The 16,873-nt window shown below is 73.2% G+C and carries 17 protein-coding genes and 1 pseudogene; 7 read left to right on the top strand and 11 right to left on the bottom strand.

Translation table 11 applies throughout. The features are described 5' to 3' along the window. Positions 1 to 139: 139 nt before the first annotated feature. Together MRBLMG1_RS37160 and MRBLMG1_RS37155 are read left to right on the top strand one after the other, a co-directional pair. On the top strand, positions 140 to 334 hold the full coding sequence (locus MRBLMG1_RS37160) for a hypothetical protein (RefSeq protein WP_015032212.1): 195 nt from the start codon (positions 140 to 142) through the stop codon (positions 332 to 334). A gap of 37 nt (positions 335 to 371) precedes the next feature. Then, entirely contained in the window at positions 372 to 2,021 is a 1,650-nt protein-coding gene (locus MRBLMG1_RS37155) for a hypothetical protein (protein ID WP_367828564.1), read from the top strand. A gap of 70 nt (positions 2,022 to 2,091) precedes the next feature. Here the strand turns inward: MRBLMG1_RS37155 and MRBLMG1_RS37150 are convergent, their stop codons facing one another. After that, positions 2,092 to 3,591 carry a PLP-dependent aminotransferase family protein gene (locus tag MRBLMG1_RS37150; RefSeq protein ID WP_367828563.1) on the bottom strand — a complete coding sequence of 500 codons (1,500 nt, stop codon included), beginning with the start codon at positions 3,589 to 3,591 and terminating at the stop codon, positions 2,092 to 2,094. A gap of 64 nt (positions 3,592 to 3,655) precedes the next feature. Here MRBLMG1_RS37150 and MRBLMG1_RS37145 point away from each other — a divergent pair, with 64 nt between their 5' ends. The 4 genes from MRBLMG1_RS37145 to MRBLMG1_RS37130 all read left to right on the top strand — a co-directional run bounded on the left by MRBLMG1_RS37145 (position 3,656) and on the right by MRBLMG1_RS37130 (position 7,296). Next, the gene (locus tag MRBLMG1_RS37145) at positions 3,656 to 4,474 is read left to right on the top strand and encodes a YczE/YyaS/YitT family protein (protein WP_367828562.1); all 819 of its coding nucleotides are present in this window, start codon (positions 3,656 to 3,658) and stop codon (positions 4,472 to 4,474) included. After that, positions 4,471 to 5,235, top strand: a complete 765-nt coding sequence (locus MRBLMG1_RS37140) for a glycerophosphodiester phosphodiesterase (protein ID WP_367828561.1) — start codon at positions 4,471 to 4,473, stop codon at positions 5,233 to 5,235. The genes MRBLMG1_RS37145 and MRBLMG1_RS37140 overlap by 4 nt, the downstream gene beginning before the upstream one ends. Before the next feature lie 57 nt (positions 5,236 to 5,292). Further along, on the top strand, positions 5,293 to 6,666 hold the full coding sequence (locus MRBLMG1_RS37135) for an MFS transporter (RefSeq protein WP_367828560.1): 1,374 nt from the start codon (positions 5,293 to 5,295) through the stop codon (positions 6,664 to 6,666). A gap of 255 nt (positions 6,667 to 6,921) precedes the next feature. After that, on the top strand, positions 6,922 to 7,296 hold the full coding sequence (locus MRBLMG1_RS37130; RefSeq protein WP_015032218.1) for an RNA polymerase-binding protein RbpA: 375 nt from the start codon (positions 6,922 to 6,924) through the stop codon (positions 7,294 to 7,296). Positions 7,297 to 7,459: 163 nt separating this feature from the next. Here the strand turns inward: MRBLMG1_RS37130 and fxsA are convergent, their stop codons facing one another. The 4 genes from fxsA to MRBLMG1_RS37110 form a co-directional block, all read right to left on the bottom strand. Next, positions 7,460 to 8,053, bottom strand: a complete 594-nt coding sequence (gene fxsA / locus MRBLMG1_RS37125; RefSeq protein WP_367828559.1) for an FxsA family membrane protein — start codon at positions 8,051 to 8,053, stop codon at positions 7,460 to 7,462. 82 nt (positions 8,054 to 8,135) lie between these two features. Beyond that, positions 8,136 to 8,912 (bottom strand): polyprenol monophosphomannose synthase, encoded by a 777-nt coding sequence (locus MRBLMG1_RS37120; protein ID WP_367828558.1) that lies wholly within the window; start codon positions 8,910 to 8,912, stop codon positions 8,136 to 8,138. Between the two features lie 435 nt (positions 8,913 to 9,347). Then, entirely contained in the window at positions 9,348 to 10,982 is a 1,635-nt protein-coding gene (locus MRBLMG1_RS37115) for an amidohydrolase (RefSeq protein ID WP_367828557.1), read from the bottom strand. A 70-nt stretch (positions 10,983 to 11,052) separates the two neighbouring features. Then, complete coding sequence (locus MRBLMG1_RS37110) at positions 11,053 to 11,493, bottom strand: Lrp/AsnC family transcriptional regulator (protein ID WP_024760806.1); 441 nt, start codon at positions 11,491 to 11,493, stop codon at positions 11,053 to 11,055. A gap of 225 nt (positions 11,494 to 11,718) precedes the next feature. Here MRBLMG1_RS37110 and MRBLMG1_RS37105 point away from each other — a divergent pair, with 225 nt between their 5' ends. Continuing rightward, positions 11,719 to 12,087 carry a hypothetical protein gene (locus tag MRBLMG1_RS37105; protein WP_367828556.1) on the top strand — a complete coding sequence of 123 codons (369 nt, stop codon included), beginning with the start codon at positions 11,719 to 11,721 and terminating at the stop codon, positions 12,085 to 12,087. A 9-nt stretch (positions 12,088 to 12,096) separates the two neighbouring features. On the opposite strand, the gene MRBLMG1_RS37100 is transcribed toward MRBLMG1_RS37105, so the two are convergent. The 6 genes and pseudogenes from MRBLMG1_RS37100 to MRBLMG1_RS37075 form a co-directional block, all read right to left on the bottom strand. Continuing rightward, the gene (locus MRBLMG1_RS37100) at positions 12,097 to 13,185 is read right to left on the bottom strand and encodes a phosphotransferase family protein (protein ID WP_367828555.1); all 1,089 of its coding nucleotides are present in this window, start codon (positions 13,183 to 13,185) and stop codon (positions 12,097 to 12,099) included. A gap of 10 nt (positions 13,186 to 13,195) precedes the next feature. Continuing rightward, complete coding sequence (locus tag MRBLMG1_RS37095; RefSeq protein WP_367828554.1) at positions 13,196 to 14,332, bottom strand: hypothetical protein; 1,137 nt, start codon at positions 14,330 to 14,332, stop codon at positions 13,196 to 13,198. 234 nt (positions 14,333 to 14,566) lie between these two features. Beyond that, the gene (locus MRBLMG1_RS37090) at positions 14,567 to 14,935 is read right to left on the bottom strand and encodes a hypothetical protein (protein WP_367828553.1); all 369 of its coding nucleotides are present in this window, start codon (positions 14,933 to 14,935) and stop codon (positions 14,567 to 14,569) included. Between the two features lie 116 nt (positions 14,936 to 15,051). Then, on the bottom strand, positions 15,052 to 16,278 hold the full coding sequence (locus MRBLMG1_RS37085; RefSeq protein WP_367828552.1) for an acyl-CoA dehydrogenase family protein: 1,227 nt from the start codon (positions 16,276 to 16,278) through the stop codon (positions 15,052 to 15,054). A gap of 177 nt (positions 16,279 to 16,455) precedes the next feature. Further along, positions 16,456 to 16,602 (bottom strand): SCO1431 family membrane protein, encoded by a 147-nt coding sequence (locus MRBLMG1_RS37080; protein WP_367828551.1) that lies wholly within the window; start codon positions 16,600 to 16,602, stop codon positions 16,456 to 16,458. Between the two features lie 74 nt (positions 16,603 to 16,676). Continuing rightward, positions 16,677 to 16,817: pseudogene (locus MRBLMG1_RS37075) on the bottom strand (peptidase C39 family protein); the annotation flags it as partial. Positions 16,818 to 16,873 lie beyond the last annotated feature (56 nt).

Below are 16,873 nucleotides of genomic sequence, written 5' to 3'. Positions count from 1 at the left end.
CACCGGGGGAGGCACGGGACGTCCGCCGGTCAAGTGAAAACGCAGGTTTTTCACCCGTATGCACCTTTAGTCACATAGATACTTGCTGTGAACTTGGAAGGACTCATGGTGACTGTCCCCTCAACCAGGAGAACACCCAATGATCCTGTCCATCTCAGGCGTGGTCCTGCTCGGCATCATCTGCTTCCTGTTCTTCAAGAAGGACGGGATGAAGGCCTCGCACGCCCTCGTCAGCGCGCTGTTCGGCTTCTACCTCGCGGGCACCGCCATCGCACCGAGCATCACAGCGGGCGGGCAGAGCCTCGCCGGCCTTCTGGGCGGGATCAAGTTCTGACGCCCTTCCGTCCCTTCCACCACTTCAGGAGTACTTCGTGGCCCGGCGACCACTCCCCCGCATTCTGAGCAGCGGCAGCGCACAGATCGCTCGCAGTCGAGAGATCGCGCGCACGGCCGCCGACAGCGCCACCGACGTGCTCCATCCGCTGATCACGGTCTCCCGCGGTCTGCGGAAGCTGGCCGCGACCGCGCGCGCCAGGTGGGCCGCGACCCCGAAGGAGCGGCGTGGTCCCACGCTGCTCCTGGTCGCGGCCTGCGTCCTGGTCGTCGCCCTCATGCCGTACGGGCCGCTCCTCGCGCTCGTGACGCTGATGGGCGCGGCAGCGTGGAAGGGACGCGAACGCCCGGTCGTCAAGACCGGACCCGACGAGGCCGAGATCGCCCGGCTGAAGGGTCTCTACGAGGCTCTCGTGCCGTACTTCTCCGTCCCCGACGACCCCTCCCCGCTCTTCTCCCACGGCGGCGACTGGAGCGGCGCCTTCGGGGAGTACGCCTTCGACGACGACGGGCGGATCAGCCGGCTGCGGATCGCCTACCCGCCGTACTTCACCGACGGCGAGCCCGCCGCGCGCGCCCGCATCGAGCAGCTGCTGCACGCCAAGTCGGGGCGCGGCCGCGAGTACCGCTTCGACTGGGACGAGGAGGGCAACCGGCTCGCCATGAGCGTGCTGCCCGGACTGCCCACCACCATCGCCGCCCAGCGGTTCGTCACCGTGCCCGGCGAGACCGTCCTCGGCTTCACCGACGCCGACGCCGTGCAGCGGACCGTGCCCGTGGTCGCCGCCGACGCGACGGAGGACGCGCCAGCCGTCGTCTGGCGCACCGGCCCCCGCTCCACCGAGCCGCACCTGCTCGTCGTGGGCCAGCCCGGCAGCGGCACCACCTCCCTGCTGCGCTCGATCGCACTCCAGGCCCTTCCCCACGGCGACGTGCTGATCATCGAGGGCGCCGGCACCGGCGAGTACGCCTGCCTCACCGACCGCGACGGCGTCCTCTCCGTCGAGTGCGGCCTCGCCGGCTCCCTGGCCAGCCTGGAGTGGGCGGCGCACGAGACCGAACGGCGGCTGATCGCCGCCAACCGGGCCCGACAGGCGGGCCACCCGGCGCCGGAGGACACCCGGCGGCCGCTGTGGATCCTGCTCGACCGGCCGAGCGTCCTCGGCCACCTGGCCGCCGCCGACGCCCGCCCCGACCCGCAGGAACTGCTCCAGGTGCCGCTCCGGCACGGGCGCGCGGCGCAGGTCACGGTGGTGGTCGCCGAGCAGTTCGACAGCACCGACACCCTGAGCGAGGCGGTACGGACCCACACCAGGGCCCGGATCGTGCTCGGCCCCGCCGCGCCGGAGCAGATCGCCGCCGTCCTCGGCGCCGCGCCGCACACCACGCCCACGCCCGAGGTCCCGCCCGGCCGGGGCTACGCGCGCCTCGGCGCCGGCCCGGTCCTGCGCCTCCAGGTGCCGGCGACGCCCGACCCGTACGACGACGCCACGAGCGAGGCGCACCGCAAGGCGGTCCTCGACCTGCTCCCGGAGCGCCGCACGGGCGCGGTCGTCGAGCCGTTCCCCGGCACTCCCCCCGAACCGGCCCTGGCGCCCCGCGCCGCGGCCGATCCCGCCCCCGCGCCGCGGGTCCACCCGGATCCGGGCCCGGCACCGCTGCACGCCCCCGTCTCCGCCGAGGGCTGAGCGGCCCCCACGACGACGGAGAGGCCGGTACGGACCTGGGGTCCGGACCGGCCTCTCCGTCGTCGTGGGGTCACGCCACGAACGACCGGGGCGATTCGGCTCCTCCGACCGCACCCGCCTCGACCAGGCGGGCCGCGGCGGCCAGCCGGGCGGCGGCCTCGTCGGCGACCGGTCCGCCGACCGTGAAGGGCAGCCGGACGAAGCCCTCGAAGGCACCGTCGACGCCGAACCTCGGTCCCGAGGGGACGCGGACGCCGACCCGCTCGCCCGCCTCGGCGAGGCGGGAGCCGGAGAGGCCGCCGGTGCGGACCCAGAGCGTCAGCCCGCCGCGCGGCACGGCGAACTCCCACTCCGGGAGCTCCCTGCGGACCGCGGCGACGAGCGCGTCCCTGTTCTCCCGCGCCTGGTCGCGACGGAGGGTCACCGCCTCCTCCCAGCCGCCGGTCCGCATGAGCCAGTTCACGCCCAGCTGCTCCAGCACGGGGGTGCCGAGGTCCGCGTACGCGCGCGCGGCGACCAGGGAACGGATCACGTCGGGAGCGGCCCGGACCCAGCCGATCCGCATGCCCGCCCAGAAGGCCTTGCTGGCCGAGCCGACGGTCAGGACCGTGGAGCCGGCCGGGTCGAAGGCGCAGACCGGCCGGGGCATCTCCAGGTCGTCGTCGAGGTGGAGCTCGGCCATGGTCTCGTCGACGACGAGGACCGTGCCGGCCGAGCGGGCCGCCTCGACCAGCTGCCGCCGCTGGTCCTCGTCGGCCAGCGCGCCGGTCGGGTTGTGGAAGTCGGCGACGACGTACGCGAGGCGTGGCGCGGCGTCGCGCAGCACCTGGCGCCAGCGGCCCAGGTCCCAGCTGCCGAGGCCCTCGGACATGGCGACGGGCACGAGCCGGGCGCCGGCCTCCCGCATCAGCTGGAGGATGTTGGCGTACGACGGCGACTCGACGGCGATCCGCTCGCCGCGCCCCGCGAAGAGGTGGCAGATGGCGTCCATGGCCCCCATGGCGCCGGTCGTGACCATGATCTGCTCGGGCATGGTGGGGATGCCGCGGGCGGTGTAGCGGTCGGCGAGCATCTGGCGCAGCGTCGGCAGCCCGGCCGGGTAGTCCCCGTGCGTGTGGGCGTACGGCGGCAGCTCCTCGAGGGCTCCCTGGACACCGCGGGTGAGCCACGGTTCGGGCGCGGGCAGGGCCGCACAGCCCAGGTCGATCATCGAGCCGAGCGCCTCCGGCGGCAGCGGTTCGAGGCCGCGTGCGGGCAGCGGGTTCCCGGCCGGTACGGCGGTCCAGCTGCCGGCTCCCCGCCGGGACTCAAGGAAGCCCTCGGTGCGCAGCGCCTCGTAGGCGGCGGCCACCGTCGTCCGGCTGACGGTGAGGGCGACGGCGAGCTCACGCTCGGCGGGCAGCCGGGCGGCGACCGGTACGCGCCCCTCCAGGACGAGGAGGCGGATGCCGTCGGCCAGCGCGCGGTAGGCGGGCGGCTTGCGGGTGCCGGGTGCGGCGGGCCTCGGCTGCTGCGCCTGGAGCTGCCGGGCGAGCTGGGCCGGCCCCACCGCCGAAGTCCACTGAGCCATCGAAATCAGTCCACCTTCATCGAATTGGCCATGGTTGGCACCCGATCCCCCGCCACAGAGTGTCATGAGTCAGTCCACTACCACCACCCTGGGGGGAAGTCCCTTGTCCATCGCCTCCGGCCTCCGCGGCCGGCACCTCACCCGTCGGCTCGTCCAGCTCTATGTCGGGCTGACGCTGTACGGGGTCAGTTCGGCGCTGCTCGTGCGGAGCGGGCTCGGCCTCGAACCCTGGGGCGTCCTCCACCAGGGCCTCGCCGAGAAGTCCGGACTGACCATCGGTGTGGTGTCGATCGTCGTCGGGGCGGCGGTGCTGCTGCTGTGGATCCCGATCCGGCAGCGTCCGGGGCTCGGCACGGTCTCCAACGTCTTCGTGATCGGCCTGGCGATGGACGGCACCCTGGCGCTCGTCCCCGAGGTCCACGGCCTGGCGGGGCGGATCCCGCTGCTTGTGCTCGGCATCCTGCTCAACGGGGTGGCGACCGGCCTGTACATCGCGGCCCGGTTCGGCCCGGGTCCGCGCGACGGCCTGATGACCGGTCTGCACCGGCTGACCGGGCGGTCGATCCGGCTGGTGCGGACGGCGATCGAGATCGCCGTGGTCGCGACCGGCTTCCTGCTCGGCGGCTCGGTCGGCATCGGCACGGTGCTGTACGCGCTGGCCATCGGGCCGCTCGCCCAGTTCTTCCTGCGCTGGTTCGCCGTACCGGAACCGGAACGGGAGCCCGATCCGGAGGCGGGGCCCGCAGGAGTCGCAGGGGTCGCCGGAGCCGTCGGGGCCGCCTCCGCGCGGGGGGCCGGCCGCCTCGACGCCGCCCGGGAGCCGGGCCCCGGTCCCTCCGCGGTCGCCCCGTCGACACCGGAACAGGCCATACTGCGGCCGTGACTCGCGTACGCCACCCCTATCTCGACCATTCCCTCCCCCTCGCGTTCGCCCATCGCGGCGGCACGGCGAACGGCCTGGAGAACACCGCGGCCGCCTTCCGCCGGGCCGCCGCGGCGGGCTACCGCTATTTCGAGACCGATGTGCACACGACGGCCGACGGGGCCCTCGTCGCCTTCCACGACGCGACGCTCGACCGGGTCACGGACGCCTCGGGGCGGATCCGGGACCTGCCGTGGGCGGCGGTGCGCGAGGCCAGGGTGGCCGGCGAGGAGCCGCTACCGCTCTTCGCGGACCTCCTGGAGGAGTTCCCCGAGGCCCGCTGGAACGTGGACCTCAAGGCCGAGTCGGCCCTGGTCCCGCTGGTGGAGCTGATCCGCAGGACCGGCGCCTGGGGCCGGGTCTGCGTGGGTTCCTTCACCGAGTCGCGGGTCGCACGCGCGCAGCGCCTCGCCGGTCCGCGACTCGCCACCTCGTACGGGGTGCGCGGGGTCGTCGGACTGCGACTGCGTTCGTTCGGCGTCCCGGCGGCGCTGCGGGCCGGGGCGGTGGCGGCGCAGGTGCCGGAGCGGCAGGGCGGGATCACGGTGGTCGACCGTCGCTTCGTCCGGGAGGCCCACGCGCGCGGGCTCCAGGTCCACGTGTGGACCGTGAACGATCCGGCCCGGATGAACTCTCTCCTGGACCTCGGGGTGGATGGCATCATGACCGATCGACTGGAGACGCTGCGTTCGGTGCTGACCGAGCGGGGCGCGTGGGTCTGAGTCCGCGATCCCCGTGCCCCGGGGACGGCTCACCGTGACGAACGAGGGGGCGCGGCCTTGACCGCTGGGACCACCGAGCCTGAGGAGTACGCCGTCGATCCCGCCGAACGGCGGCGGGAGCAGCGGGGCTGGTACTTCTACGACTTCGCGTGCTCGGTCTACTCGACGAGCGTGCTGACCGTGTTCCTCGGCCCGTATCTGACCTCGGTGGCGCGGGCCGCGGCCGACGCCGAGGGATTCGTCCATCCGCTCGGCATCCCGGTGCGGGCGGGCTCGCTCTTCGCGTACGCCGTCTCGATGTCGATCGTGGTCGCGGTCCTGGTGATGCCGCTGGCGGGCGCCGCGGCGGACCGCACGGGCCGGAAGAAGCCGCTGCTCGCGACGGCGGCCTACCTGGGGGCGGCCGCCACGGCGGGGATGTTCTTCCTGGCGGGCGAGCGCTATCTGCTCGGCACGTTCCTGCTGATCGTGGCGAACGCCTCGCTGTCCGTCTCGATGGTGCTCTACAACGCCTATCTGCCGCAGATCGCGGAGCCGGACGAGCGGGACGCGGTCTCCTCCCGGGGCTGGGCCTTCGGCTACACCTCGGGCGCGCTGGTCCTCGTCCTGAACCTGGTGCTCTATTCGGCGCACGACTCCTTCGGCCTCACGGAGGGCGAGGCGGTCCGGATCTGCCTGGCCTCGGCCGGCGTGTGGTGGGGCGCCTTCACCATCGTGCCGCTCCGGCGGCTCCGCGACCGCCGGCTCCCACCCGAAGGCCCCGACGGCCGCGGCGGCGAGGGTGCGGTCGGCAGCGGCTGGCGCCAGCTCAGGGCCACCCTGAAGGACATGCGCCGGCATCCGCTGACGCTCTCCTTCCTGCTCGCCTACCTGGTCTACAACGACGGCGTCCAGACGGTGATCTCCCAGGCCTCGGTGTTCGGCTCGGAGGAGCTGGGACTCGACCAGACGACGCTCATCACCGCGGTCCTGCTCGTCCAGGTCCTCGCGGTCGCGGGCGCTCTCGGCATGGGGCGACTCGCCCGGTCGTACGGCGCCAAGCGGACGATTCTGGGATCCCTGGCGGTCTGGACGCTGATCCTCGCGGCCGGCTACTTCCTGCCCGCCGGCGCGCCGGTGTTCTTCTTCTGCCTGGCGGCGGCGATCGGCCTGGTCCTGGGCGGCAGCCAGGCCCTGTCGCGCTCCCTGTTCTCCCATCTGGTGCCGCGCGGCAAGGAGGCGGAGTACTTCTCGGCGTACGAGATGAGCGACCGCGGGCTCAGCTGGCTCGGTCCGCTCGTGTTCGGTCTCGCGTATCAGCTGACCGGAAGCTATCGGGATGCCATTATCTCCCTCGTGATCTTCTTCGTGGTGGGCTTCGCGCTGCTCGCCCGGGTCCCGGTACGACGCGCGGTGGAGGCGGCGGGGAACCCGGTACCGGACCGCGTTTAGACGTGGCACCCAAAGGGCGGTAGTGTACGCGTTTGGCCTGCCAGGCGGACCGTTACTGCGTGCTGCTTTGGTGAAGACACCGGGTCATATCTGCCGTCAGATGTGACAAAACGGGCACTGGTGGGTACAACAAGGGGCGGCACGACGGGCGACGCATGACCCGGCACGGGAATCTTTACCGCCGACCGGACGTTGACCGGATAACGACGACAGCGACACCTGTCCTGTGGGCGACAAGCCCGGGAGGCACGATTCATGAGTGAGCGAGCTCTTCGCGGCACGCGCCTCGTGGTGACGAGCTACGAGACCGACCGCGGCATCGATCTGGCCCCGCGCCAGGCGGTGGAGTACGCATGCGAGAAGGGACATCGTTTTGAGATGCCCTTCTCGGTCGAGGCGGAGATTCCGCCGGAGTGGGAATGCAAGGTCTGCGGAATCCAGGCTCTCCTGGTGGACGGGGACGGACCCGAGGAGAAGAAGGGCAAGCCTGCGCGTACGCACTGGGACATGCTCATGGAGCGCCGTACGCGCGAGGAGCTGGAGGAGGTCCTCGCCGAAAGGCTGGCCGTCCTGCGCTCCGGCGCGATGAACATCGCCGTGCATCCGCGCGACAGCCGCAAGTCCGCCTAGCGGGCGACCGGTCGCGAAACGCCGCGGGGCCCGGTACACGATCCGTGTACCGGGCCCCGCGGCGTTTCGCGTACGCGCCCGCGGACCGGGTCCACGTCTCCCCCGGATCCACGACCGCCGCCCCCGGGGAAGCGTCCCAGGGGCGGCGTCAGCCGGTCAGGCGTCAGGGCGTGAGGGGCGGGCGGGGCTGGTCGCTCCGGCGAGGGCCCTGCGGCGCGTCCTCGCGGATGACCTCGCCCTGCACGACCTTTCCGTCGGGCCGGTGGATGCGGGCCTGCTGGAAGGCGTCCTGGAGGCTGCCCGTAGGTGCGGCGCTCATCCGGCGCTCGACGGCCTTCTCCGCCGTCCGGCCGAGGAGGGAGCGGACCTGCGGGATCAGCAGGAGCAGCCCCGCCGCGTCCGACATCAGGCCGGGGATCATCAGGAGCAGGCCGCCCAGCATCAGGAAGCCGTCGCGGTCCTCGGCCGCGGCCCGGTCCTGCGCCGGAGGCACCGCACCGGTCTGCGCCGCGGCCTGGGCCTGCTGGAACGTCGAGGTGAGGTTACGGAAGGCACGTCGGCCCGCCCGCTTCATGACGGCGGCACCGAGTACGGCGCCGCCGACGAGGAGGGCGAGCACGGTCAGCCCGCCCGCCGCGTTCGCCACCACCGTGAGCAGCCAGATCTCCAGGACCAGCCAGGCGGCGACGCCGAGCGGGAGGAACGTACGCGCGCGTGAGCGCTTGGGGGCGAGGGGAGGCGGTGCGCCGGTCGTCATGGCCCCCAGTGTGCCTGGCACCCCGCCGGAACGTCGTAAAGGAGAGATCAGGACGTGCGGTGGAAGGGGCCCGCGGCGAACGTCAGGCGGACCTGCGGCCGATCAGCCGGCCGGCCTTCTCCGCGCGCGCCGTCAGACCCCAGCCCGTGACCCGCCACAGCGCCTCGACGACGATGCCGCGGCTCATCTTGGAGTCGCCGATCTCCCGCTCCACGAAGGTGATCGGGACCTCGACGACATGGAAGCCGGCGGCGACCGCGCGACGGGCCAGGTCGACCTGGAAGCAGTAGCCGGCCGAGGCCACGTCGTCCAGGCCCAGGCCCTCCAGGGTCTCCTTGCGGAAGGCCCGGTAGCCGCCGGTGACGTCCCGGATCGGCACGTCGAGCATGAGCCGCGAGTACAGGCTGCCGCCGCGGGAGATGAACTCGCGGGACTTGGGCCAGTTCACGATCCGGCCGCCCGGCACCCAGCGGGAGCCGAGGACCAGGTCCGCGCCCTTGAGGGCGGTGAGCAGCCGGGGCAGCTCCTCGGGCTGGTGTGAGCCGTCGGCGTCCATCTCGACGAGGACGCCGTACCCCTGCTCGATGCCCCACCGGAAGCCGGCGAGGTAGGCGGCGCCGAGCCCCTCCTTGCCCTCGCGGTGCAGGACGTGCACGTGGTCGTCCTCGGACGCGATCTCGTCCGCGAGCTTGCCCGTGCCGTCGGGGCTGTTGTCGTCGGCCACGAGGACGTGAGCCTCGGGGACGGCCTCCCGCACGCGCGCGACGATCGGCTTGATGTTCTCCGCCTCGTTGTAGGTCGGAATGATCACCAAGGCCTTGCCGAGCGGGCCGTAACGCCTCTGGCCACCGTCGTTCACTACTGCCCCTTCGGATACACACGCGGAACCCCACCATAGCGAGGTCCGCGGATCGCTCCGTCGCGGCGGGTCGTGCGGGAACGGTGGGGTGCGGTGCGGGGCCCGACGTCCTTCGGTCCGACCTGGGATCCGCTGGCTGCGGGTCGACCGAGAGCCGTTGTCTACTGAACGTCCGGGCCCCACCCGGGTCGCACCTTCCGTCGGAGAAACCTTCCCTCGCGGCCGAGGCGCGGGCGGCGTTCGGCGACTGCGGGGGCGGTTCGGACCGGTCGGACGTCCTGTGGTGGACGCGGAGAACCTATCCGCCGACGACGGTTGACTGTCAACACCCGCTTGACCTGCGGAGACTTCCCATAAGGCCAGGCCAGAGGGGAAGATCCGCAGGTCGGGGACAAGCGTGCGGAGCCAGGATCGAGGGTCTGAAATATCCCCACATCACTCGTTCGGCCGTACGAACACCGTCTGTCCGTACACCACCGTGCGGAGGCAGACGGGCAGTTCGGCGCCCGGTGACAGATCGGGCAGACCGGGCGTACCGGAACGCGGATCGGTGGACCAGCGGGCGACCCGGTCGTCGGGCGCCTGGACGAGGAGTTCGCCCGTGCGCCAGATCGCGTAGTCGGCGGGGGCCCCGGGGACCAGCGTCCCCGCGTCGTCCCGGCCGACGGCCCGCCAGCCGCCCCGGGTGTGGGCGGTGAAGGCGGCCCGGACGGAGATCCGGTGCTCGGGGGTGTGGTGGAAGGCGGCGGCCCGGACCGTGCCCCACGGGTCGAGCGGGGTGACCGGGCTGTCGGAGCCGAAGGCCAGCGGCACGCCGGCCTTGAGCAGCGCCGCGTACGGGTTCAGGGTGCGGGCCCGCTCCACTCCGAGGCGGTCCGCGTACATGCCCTGCTCGCCGCCCCACAGCGCGTCGAAGGCCGGCTGGACGGAGGCCGTGAGGCCCAGCTCCGCGAAGGCGGCGATCGTCTCGGGGGTGAGCATCTCGACGTGCTCGACGCGGTGCCGGGCCGCGCGGATCCGGGCCAGGCCCAGCTTCTCGACGGCGGCCCTGACGCCCTCGACGACCGAGGTCACGGCGGCGTCGCCGATGGCGTGGAAGCCGGCCTGGAGCCCCGCCTCGGTGCAGGCCACGACGTGGAGGGCGACGGCGGTCGCGTCCAGGTGGGCGGCGCCCGTGTGGCCGGGGTCGGTGTGGTCGGCGTACGGCTCGTGGAGGCAGGCGGTGTGCGAGCCGAGGGAGCCGTCGGCGAACAGGTCGCCCGCCGCGCCCAGGGCGCCGAGGGCACGCGCCCGCTCGACGTCGACATCGGCCCAGTAGCCGACGACCCGGGGCCCGGCCTCCTCGCGGGCCAGGTCCAGGAGCCCGGTGAAGTCGTCCTCGGAGGAGATCTGCGGGCCGCCGCACTCGTGCAGGGTGCCGATGCCGAGGGAGGCGGCGCGGCTCCGGGCGGCGCGCTGGGCCTCGGTGCGCTGGAGCGGGGAGACGGCGCCGAAGGCGGCGGCGCGCACGGCGTGGTGCGCGTCGCCGGTGAGCGGCCGCTGGCCGTCGTGGAAGCCGTCCAGGTCGCGGACGCCGGGGACGAGGTCGAGGAGCGCGGTGGTGACGACGGCCGAGTGGACGTCGATCCGCGTGAGGTAGAGCGGGCGGCCGCCGGTGAGTTCGTCGAGCTCGGTCCGGGTGAGCGGCCGGCGCTCGGGCCAGCGCGAGGCGTCCCAGCCGTGGCCGATGAGGATGCGGTCCTCGGGGCGGGCGGCGGCGTGGGCCCGGATCAGCTCCGCCGCCTCGGCGAGCGAGGCGGCGGAGGACAGGTCGAGGCCGGTGAGGGCGAACCCGGTGGCCGTGGTGTGCACGTGGGCGTCGACGAACGCCGGGGTGACGAGGGCGCCCTCCAGGTCGACCACCTCGTCCACGCCGGAGGCGAAGGCGTCGGCCGCGCCCTCGGAGCCCACCCAGGCGACGTGCCCGCGCTCCACCACCATGGCGGTGGCGAAGGGGTCGGCGGGGCTGTGGACTTCTCCACCGCGCAGCAGCACGGTGCGGTGTTCGATGGCAGACGCGGTCTCACTCATGCGACCAGGCTAGGACCTGTCCGGACCCGGTTTGTCCGGCAGGTCCCCCGGCCGGGGCCGGGTCGGCGGGTCAGATGCGCGGCGGCCTGGCCTCGTACGGGGTGGAGAGGACCACGGTCGTGCGGCTGGAGACACCGGCCTGGGAGCGGATGCGGCTGAGCAGGTGCTCCAGCTCCAGTGGTGTGGCGACCCGGACCTTGAGGATGTAGTTCTCCTCGCCCGCGACGCTGTGGCAGGCCTCGATCTCGGGGATGTCGGCGAGCCGGTCGGGGGTGTCGTCGGGGGCGCTGGGGTCGAAGGGTTTGACCGAGATGAAGGCGGTGAGGGGAAGTCCCACGGCCTCCGGGTCGACGACGGCGGCATAGCCGCGGATGACACCGCGCTGCTCGAGGCGGCGGACGCGCTGATGCACCGCCGACGTGGACAGGCCGGTGGCCTTGCCCAGGTCGGTGTAGCTCATGCGCCCGTCCTTGACGAGCAACTCGACGATCTGACGATCCAGCTCCTCCATGCGGTGACCCTATGGCCCCGGAGAGAGAGGGGCACCGCCGGGGGCCACCTGTATGCGGCACTTTGGGCGGCCACGGGGCACCTGCGCCAGGCATGTGACGAACGCCACATGTTTGCCACCTGCCTGGGGCGCCGCCTCACGGTTATGCGGAGTTCCGCATGGGAAGTGCTTGCTGTGGTCGAGGCCGCACAGATCCGGCCGACCCACCCGAGGGGGAGATTCTCCATGCAGGAGCCTGTTGATTCGGTCGACACGTCCGACGAGCTCGACGCGTACGACACCTTTGAGATGTTCCGGGTCGTCTGCCCGGAGTGCGTGCAGCCCATCGCGCTGCTCGCGGACGAGGACGTGCTGCCGGAGCACGCGCTGTGCCCGACGCCGTGGAACCCCTTCGTCCTGACGGTCTGCCCGGGCACGGGTCTCTCGGCTTCCGCGGCAAGCCCCGCCGACGACACCCTGGAGGTGCAGGAGCAGGACACCGCGCTGCTCCTGACGCTCCCCCAGAGCCTCGACTGGCGGACCCAGCCCTTCTCGCACGTCGGCGGTCCGGGCTCGCGTCCGATCCGGGTGCCGCAGATGCGGCGCGCGGCCTGAGGCCGTCGTCTACCAGTAGCTTCCCCGCACCATCGCCGCGAGCGTGGCGTGGTGCAGGATCAGGCCGTCCGGGTCCGAGGGGACCTCGACCTCTCCGAAGTGAGCCTGGCGGTACGCGATCCTGAGCATCACGATCGCGTGCCGCAGTGCCGCGTAGAGGGTGTGGAACTCCATGTCCCGCGGGGTGTGTCCGGTCAGTTCCGCGTAGCGCCGTTCGACGGCGTCGCGCCGCAGGAGATCGGGCAGCCCGGGTTGGCCGAAGCCGACGGTGAGGTCCTGGAAGAAGCGGTGGAGGTAGACCGCCCAGCCGAGGTCGACCTCGCGCGGGACGCAGGCCGCCATCTCCCAGTCGAGGACGGCCGCGGGCGTGAACCCGTTGTAGACGATGTTGCCGATCCGGGCGTCGCCCCAGCCGAGCACGGCCTCGCCCTCGTCGGCCGGCCAGTGCGCCTCCAGCCAGGCGAAGGCCGACTCGATGAGCGGTGACGGGGAGAGCCCGTCCACCACCCAGGCGTAGTAGGCGCGTTGGGCGTCGACGTGTCGTCGCAGCGGGCTCCCGGCGCCCTCCGCAAGGAGGAACTCGGCCTCCTTCGCCGGGAACTGGTCGTGCAGCCGCGCGAGGACGGCGACGGATTCCGCTTCGAGCACGGCCCGTTCGGCGTCGGTGGCGGCGTGCAGCCAGTTCCCCTCGTACGTGTACGGCATGACGTCCGGCGGCACCCGGCCCTCGGCGCGGGCCATCACGAAGAAGGGGGCGCCGAGCGGTTCCGGATCCTCCTCCAGCCAGAGCACGCGCGGCACGGGGACGTCCGTGTGCTCGCCGACCAGGCGCATGACCCGGTGCTGACGGGCCATGTCGTACACGGGGAAGACGGTGTACGCGGCGGGGTCGGCGGCCAGCCGCAGCGCGCAGCCGCGCACGGGGGCGTCCGGGTGGTCGAGGTCGAAGAGCAGGGTCTCGCTGGACATGCCGTTGGAGCCGGGGACGGCGAGGCCGGAGACCTCGGCCCCCGGCAGGTGCCGGTCGAGCCAGGCCGCGAGCCGGCTGCCCAGCTCCTCGGGGTCACGGGTGGTGGTGCGGGGGCGTGGCGTGGTCACGTCGTCCTCCTCAGCGGGCTGTAGACGTGTGGTCGGCGAAGCCGCTGGGGTCGTGGCGGCCGAAGGAGCCGTGCTCGAAGATGCCGTAGCCGGTGTGGCCGTCGAGGGTGAAGCGGGCCGCGTGGTCGGTGACGCCGTAGGCGGCCACGGGGTGGGCCGCGGGGTCCGCGAGGTCGTAGACGCGCCGGTCCGTCCAGCCCCGGCCCTGCCAGCTGCCGTGCTGCCAGTCGGTGGCGGGCGGGTAGCCGGCGCCGACGGCGAGCGGGGAGGAGGCGAGGATCTCCACGCCGATCTCCAGGGGTTTGCCGGCCGGGTCGGCGAGGTGGACGACGGCCCGTTCCGGGTGACGGGTGCCGGGTCGGTACGTGATGTCGGTGCGGGGCCAGCCGAGCTGGGTGTCGCGCCGGCCGTTCCGTACGAGCAGGGCCTCGTTGAGGGTGCGGTAGCCGTCGGCGTCCTCCTGGGCGATGACCATGACGAACCGGTCCTCGAAGCGCATCGGGATCCAGAGCCAGTGGAACCCCTCGGGGCGGAACTCGGCGGCGCGGCCGGGCTCCTCGCCGGGGAGGGGGCGCACGCCCCAGCTGCGGTCGCGCGTACCGGTCCACTCCCCCGCGGTGACCGTGAACTCCTCGCCACCGGCCCTGATCGTGCCCTCGCAGTGTCCGGCCTGGACGAAGCGGCGGCCCTCCAGGGTGAGCCGGCCGCCGTGGCGCTGGGTGTGGTGGGGTTCCCAGACGGCGGGGAAGTCACCGGTCCAGGTGAGGTCGAAGGAGAGCCCGCCGGGGTCGCCCGGGTCGGCCTCGCACCGCAGGGTGAGTCGCCTGAGGGGTTCGTCGACGGTGATGGTCAGGGGGCCGACGGCGAGGTTCATCCGGTCGTCGCCGAGGGCGTCGGAGGCCCGGACGGCGTGCAGCCGGTCGCCGGTGCGCAGGGTGGCGTAGGCGTCGACGACCCCGGTGTTGGGGTAGACGCCGAGGCCGGCGATGAGCAGCGCGCGGCCCTCGTGGTCGAAGACGTGGAAGATGCACCGGTCATAGGCGTTGCGGTCGCCGCTGACGTGGTGCTTCATCGAGAGCGGTGCCTGGTGCACGGGGTATTCGTCGAGGGCGACGGGTCGGTCGTCGGCGTGCCGGTGCACGGACATGGCTGACCTCCTGGTCGGCGGGCGCGCTTCCGCGAGAAGATCTGACGGTACGTCAGCTACGGTTCGAGGGGCCAGAGTCGTGCACCGGGTACCGGGCGAACTGCCGCTCGAATCCCTTCGGCGGTGACCCTCGCCGCCGGGGCGCGTTGGTCCCGGCATGACCACGCTGTACACGACACCCAGCGGTTTCGGTCGGCACCGGCAGGCCGACCCGCGCAATGAAGAATCGGTTCCTCACCCGACGCAGGCCACCGCCGCGGCCCCGCCCGCGACCGCCGCGCCGGCCACACCGGCGGTCGCCGCCTCGACGCCCACGCCGACGCTCGTCCCGGAGACGACGCCGGCGCCCGCACCCGCTCGGACGCAGGTCTCCGGGCCCGTCCCGGTGGCGGCGCCGATGCCGGTGTCTCCGCAGACGCGGGCGTCCGGGCCCTCGCCCGTGCCGGTGTCTCCGCAGACGCGGGCGTCCGGGGCCTCGCCCGCACCGGTGCCTCCGCAGACGCAGGTCTCCACGCCCGTGTCGGCGCCCGTACCGGTGCCCGTCCCCGTTCCCACGCAGACGCAGGTCTCCGCGCCCGCCCCGGCCCCGGCCCACCCTCCCATCTACCAGGACGTGCTCTCGCTGTGGGCCAGCCACGGCCGCACCCTCCCGGGCCACCGCGACCAGGAGTGGATCCGGCTGGCCGCGGGCCCCGTCTGGGTGGACCGGACCGTGCGCGTCAGCGGGATTCTGGTCCGACAAGGTGACGCGCGATGACCACCCGCTGGATCTGATTGGTCCCCTCGACGATCTGCAGCATCTTGGCCTCGCGGAGAAAGCGCTCCACGGGGAAGTCCGCCGTGTAGCCGTACCCGCCGAGCACCTGCACCGCGTCCGTCGTGATCTGCATGGCGGCGTCCGTGCAGAACAGCTTGGCCATCGCCGCGTGCCGGCCGAAGGGCCGCCCCTCGTCCCGCCGCCGCGCGGCCTCCAGGTACAGGGCCCGGCCCGCCTCGACGCGGGTCGCCATGTCGGCCAGCAGGAAGCGGAGCCCCTGGAAGTCGGCGATCGGCCGGCCGAACTGGCGGCGCTCCCCGGCGTACGCGACGGCCTCGTCCAGCGCGGCCTGGCCCAGCCCCACGGCGCAGGCCGCGATGCCGAGCCGCCCCGAGTCCAGGGCGTCGAGCGCGATGGCGAACCCCTGCCCCTCACGCCCCAGCCGCCGCGAGTCCGGGACCCGCACCCCGTCGAAGTGCAGCTGCGCGGTGGGCGAACCCTTCATCCCCATCTTCCGCTCGGGAGGGGCCGCGGTCAGCCCCGGCGCGTCCCCCGGCACCAGGAACGCGGAGATGCCCCGCGCACCGGGACCGCCCGTACGTGCCATCACCGTGCAGAAGTCCGCGATCCCGCCATGGGTGATCCATGCCTTGGTCCCGTCGATCACCCAGTCGCCACCCTCACCGGCGACATCTCCCCCGCCGCCCTCGACGCGCTCCCCGCGCTCCCCGCTTTCCCGGACGGCCCGCGTCCGCAGCGCCGCCGCGTCCGATCCGGCGGAGGGTTCGGAGAGGCAGTACGCGCCGAGCAGGCCGCCGCCGAGCATCGCCGGCAGGTGCGCCGACCGCTGCTCGTCGGTGCCGAAGCCGGCGAGCGCGTGGCAGGAGAGCGTGTGCACGCTGACGCCCAGCCCCACGGTGAGCCGGGCCGCCGCAAGCTCCTCCAGGACCTGGAGGTAGACCTCGTACGGCTGACCGCCCCCGCCGTACGCGGGATCGTAGGGGAGCCCGAGCAGCCCGGACCGGGAGAGCAGCACGAACAGCTCGCGGGGGAAGTGCCCGGCCGCCTCCTCCTCCGCGGCGTGCGGGGCGATCTCCCTGCGCACGATCTCGCGCACCAGGGCGAGCAGCTCCCGCGCCTCCTCGGTCGGCAATCGGCGTTCCACGCCCTCCGGTGTGCTCTCGGACATCGCCGGGCGCTCCTCCCTGCCGGGGCGCGAGCGGTACGCGCGCGCGCGGTGCCGGAATCGCGGGAAGTATGCCCGTTCGCACCCTCGCCCTCACGCCGCCACGGCGGAATCACACGCCCGGCAGCGGAAGGCACGCTCCCGTGCGGCGGACCTCCGCCCACCGCCGGTGGTCCTGCCTCACATGAGGCCGGCCCCCGTGACGAACACGGCGAGCAGGACGACCAGCGTCCAGCCCAGCACGTGCTCCAGGATCTTGGGGCCGTCGTCGCGGGGCCCGCCCGTCCGCGTGCGGGTCAGGAGGCGGGCGTACGTGGTGGAGGTCATGGCGACCACCTTGCGCCACGCGGGCGGCCCCGCGGTAGAGACGTCGGTCACGCCCCCGCAGCCGCCCCGCCACGTCAGCCGATGCCCGGAGCCCCGAGGGCCTTGCGCCGCGCGGGCGAGGGCCGGTCGGGAAGGCAGAGGTGACGGACCCCTCCTGTGCCGGAGGCCACTTTGCCGCTCGCGTCGTAGCGCTTGGTCCGCAGCCGGATGTCCTCCCCAATGGGAGGGCGCCGCTCACCACGCGACGCGGCGGTGGACCTTCGGGCCCACC

This window comes from Streptomyces sp. LMG1-1-1.1, from assembly GCF_040815545.1.
Classification (GTDB): domain Bacteria; phylum Actinomycetota; class Actinomycetes; order Streptomycetales; family Streptomycetaceae; genus Streptomyces.
The sequence above is the reverse complement of the archived record's forward strand: the minus strand, read 5'-3'. Positions and strand labels throughout refer to the sequence as shown.

Excerpts from the sequence above, each read along its gene's own strand:
- MRBLMG1_RS37090 (WP_367828553.1), bottom strand. The coding sequence starts at position 14,935 with ATGGGAGGGTGGGCCGGGGCCGGGGCGGGCGCGGAGACCTGCGTCTGC.
- MRBLMG1_RS37110 (WP_024760806.1), bottom strand. The coding sequence starts at position 11,493 with ATGGAGGAGCTGGATCGTCAGATCGTCGAGTTGCTCGTCAAGGACGGG.
- MRBLMG1_RS37115 (WP_367828557.1), bottom strand. The coding sequence starts at position 10,982 with ATGAGTGAGACCGCGTCTGCCATCGAACACCGCACCGTGCTGCTGCGC.
- MRBLMG1_RS37160 (WP_015032212.1), top strand. The coding sequence starts at position 140 with ATGATCCTGTCCATCTCAGGCGTGGTCCTGCTCGGCATCATCTGCTTC.
- fxsA (WP_367828559.1), bottom strand. The coding sequence starts at position 8,053 with ATGACGACCGGCGCACCGCCTCCCCTCGCCCCCAAGCGCTCACGCGCG.
- MRBLMG1_RS37080 (WP_367828551.1), bottom strand. The coding sequence starts at position 16,602 with ATGACCTCCACCACGTACGCCCGCCTCCTGACCCGCACGCGGACGGGC.
- MRBLMG1_RS37085 (WP_367828552.1), bottom strand. The coding sequence starts at position 16,278 with ATGTCCGAGAGCACACCGGAGGGCGTGGAACGCCGATTGCCGACCGAG.
- MRBLMG1_RS37095 (WP_367828554.1), bottom strand. The coding sequence starts at position 14,332 with ATGTCCGTGCACCGGCACGCCGACGACCGACCCGTCGCCCTCGACGAA.
- MRBLMG1_RS37145 (WP_367828562.1), top strand. The coding sequence starts at position 3,656 with ATGAGTCAGTCCACTACCACCACCCTGGGGGGAAGTCCCTTGTCCATC.
- MRBLMG1_RS37150 (WP_367828563.1), bottom strand. The coding sequence starts at position 3,591 with ATGGCTCAGTGGACTTCGGCGGTGGGGCCGGCCCAGCTCGCCCGGCAG.
- MRBLMG1_RS37105 (WP_367828556.1), top strand. The coding sequence starts at position 11,719 with ATGCAGGAGCCTGTTGATTCGGTCGACACGTCCGACGAGCTCGACGCG.
- MRBLMG1_RS37130 (WP_015032218.1), top strand. The coding sequence starts at position 6,922 with ATGAGTGAGCGAGCTCTTCGCGGCACGCGCCTCGTGGTGACGAGCTAC.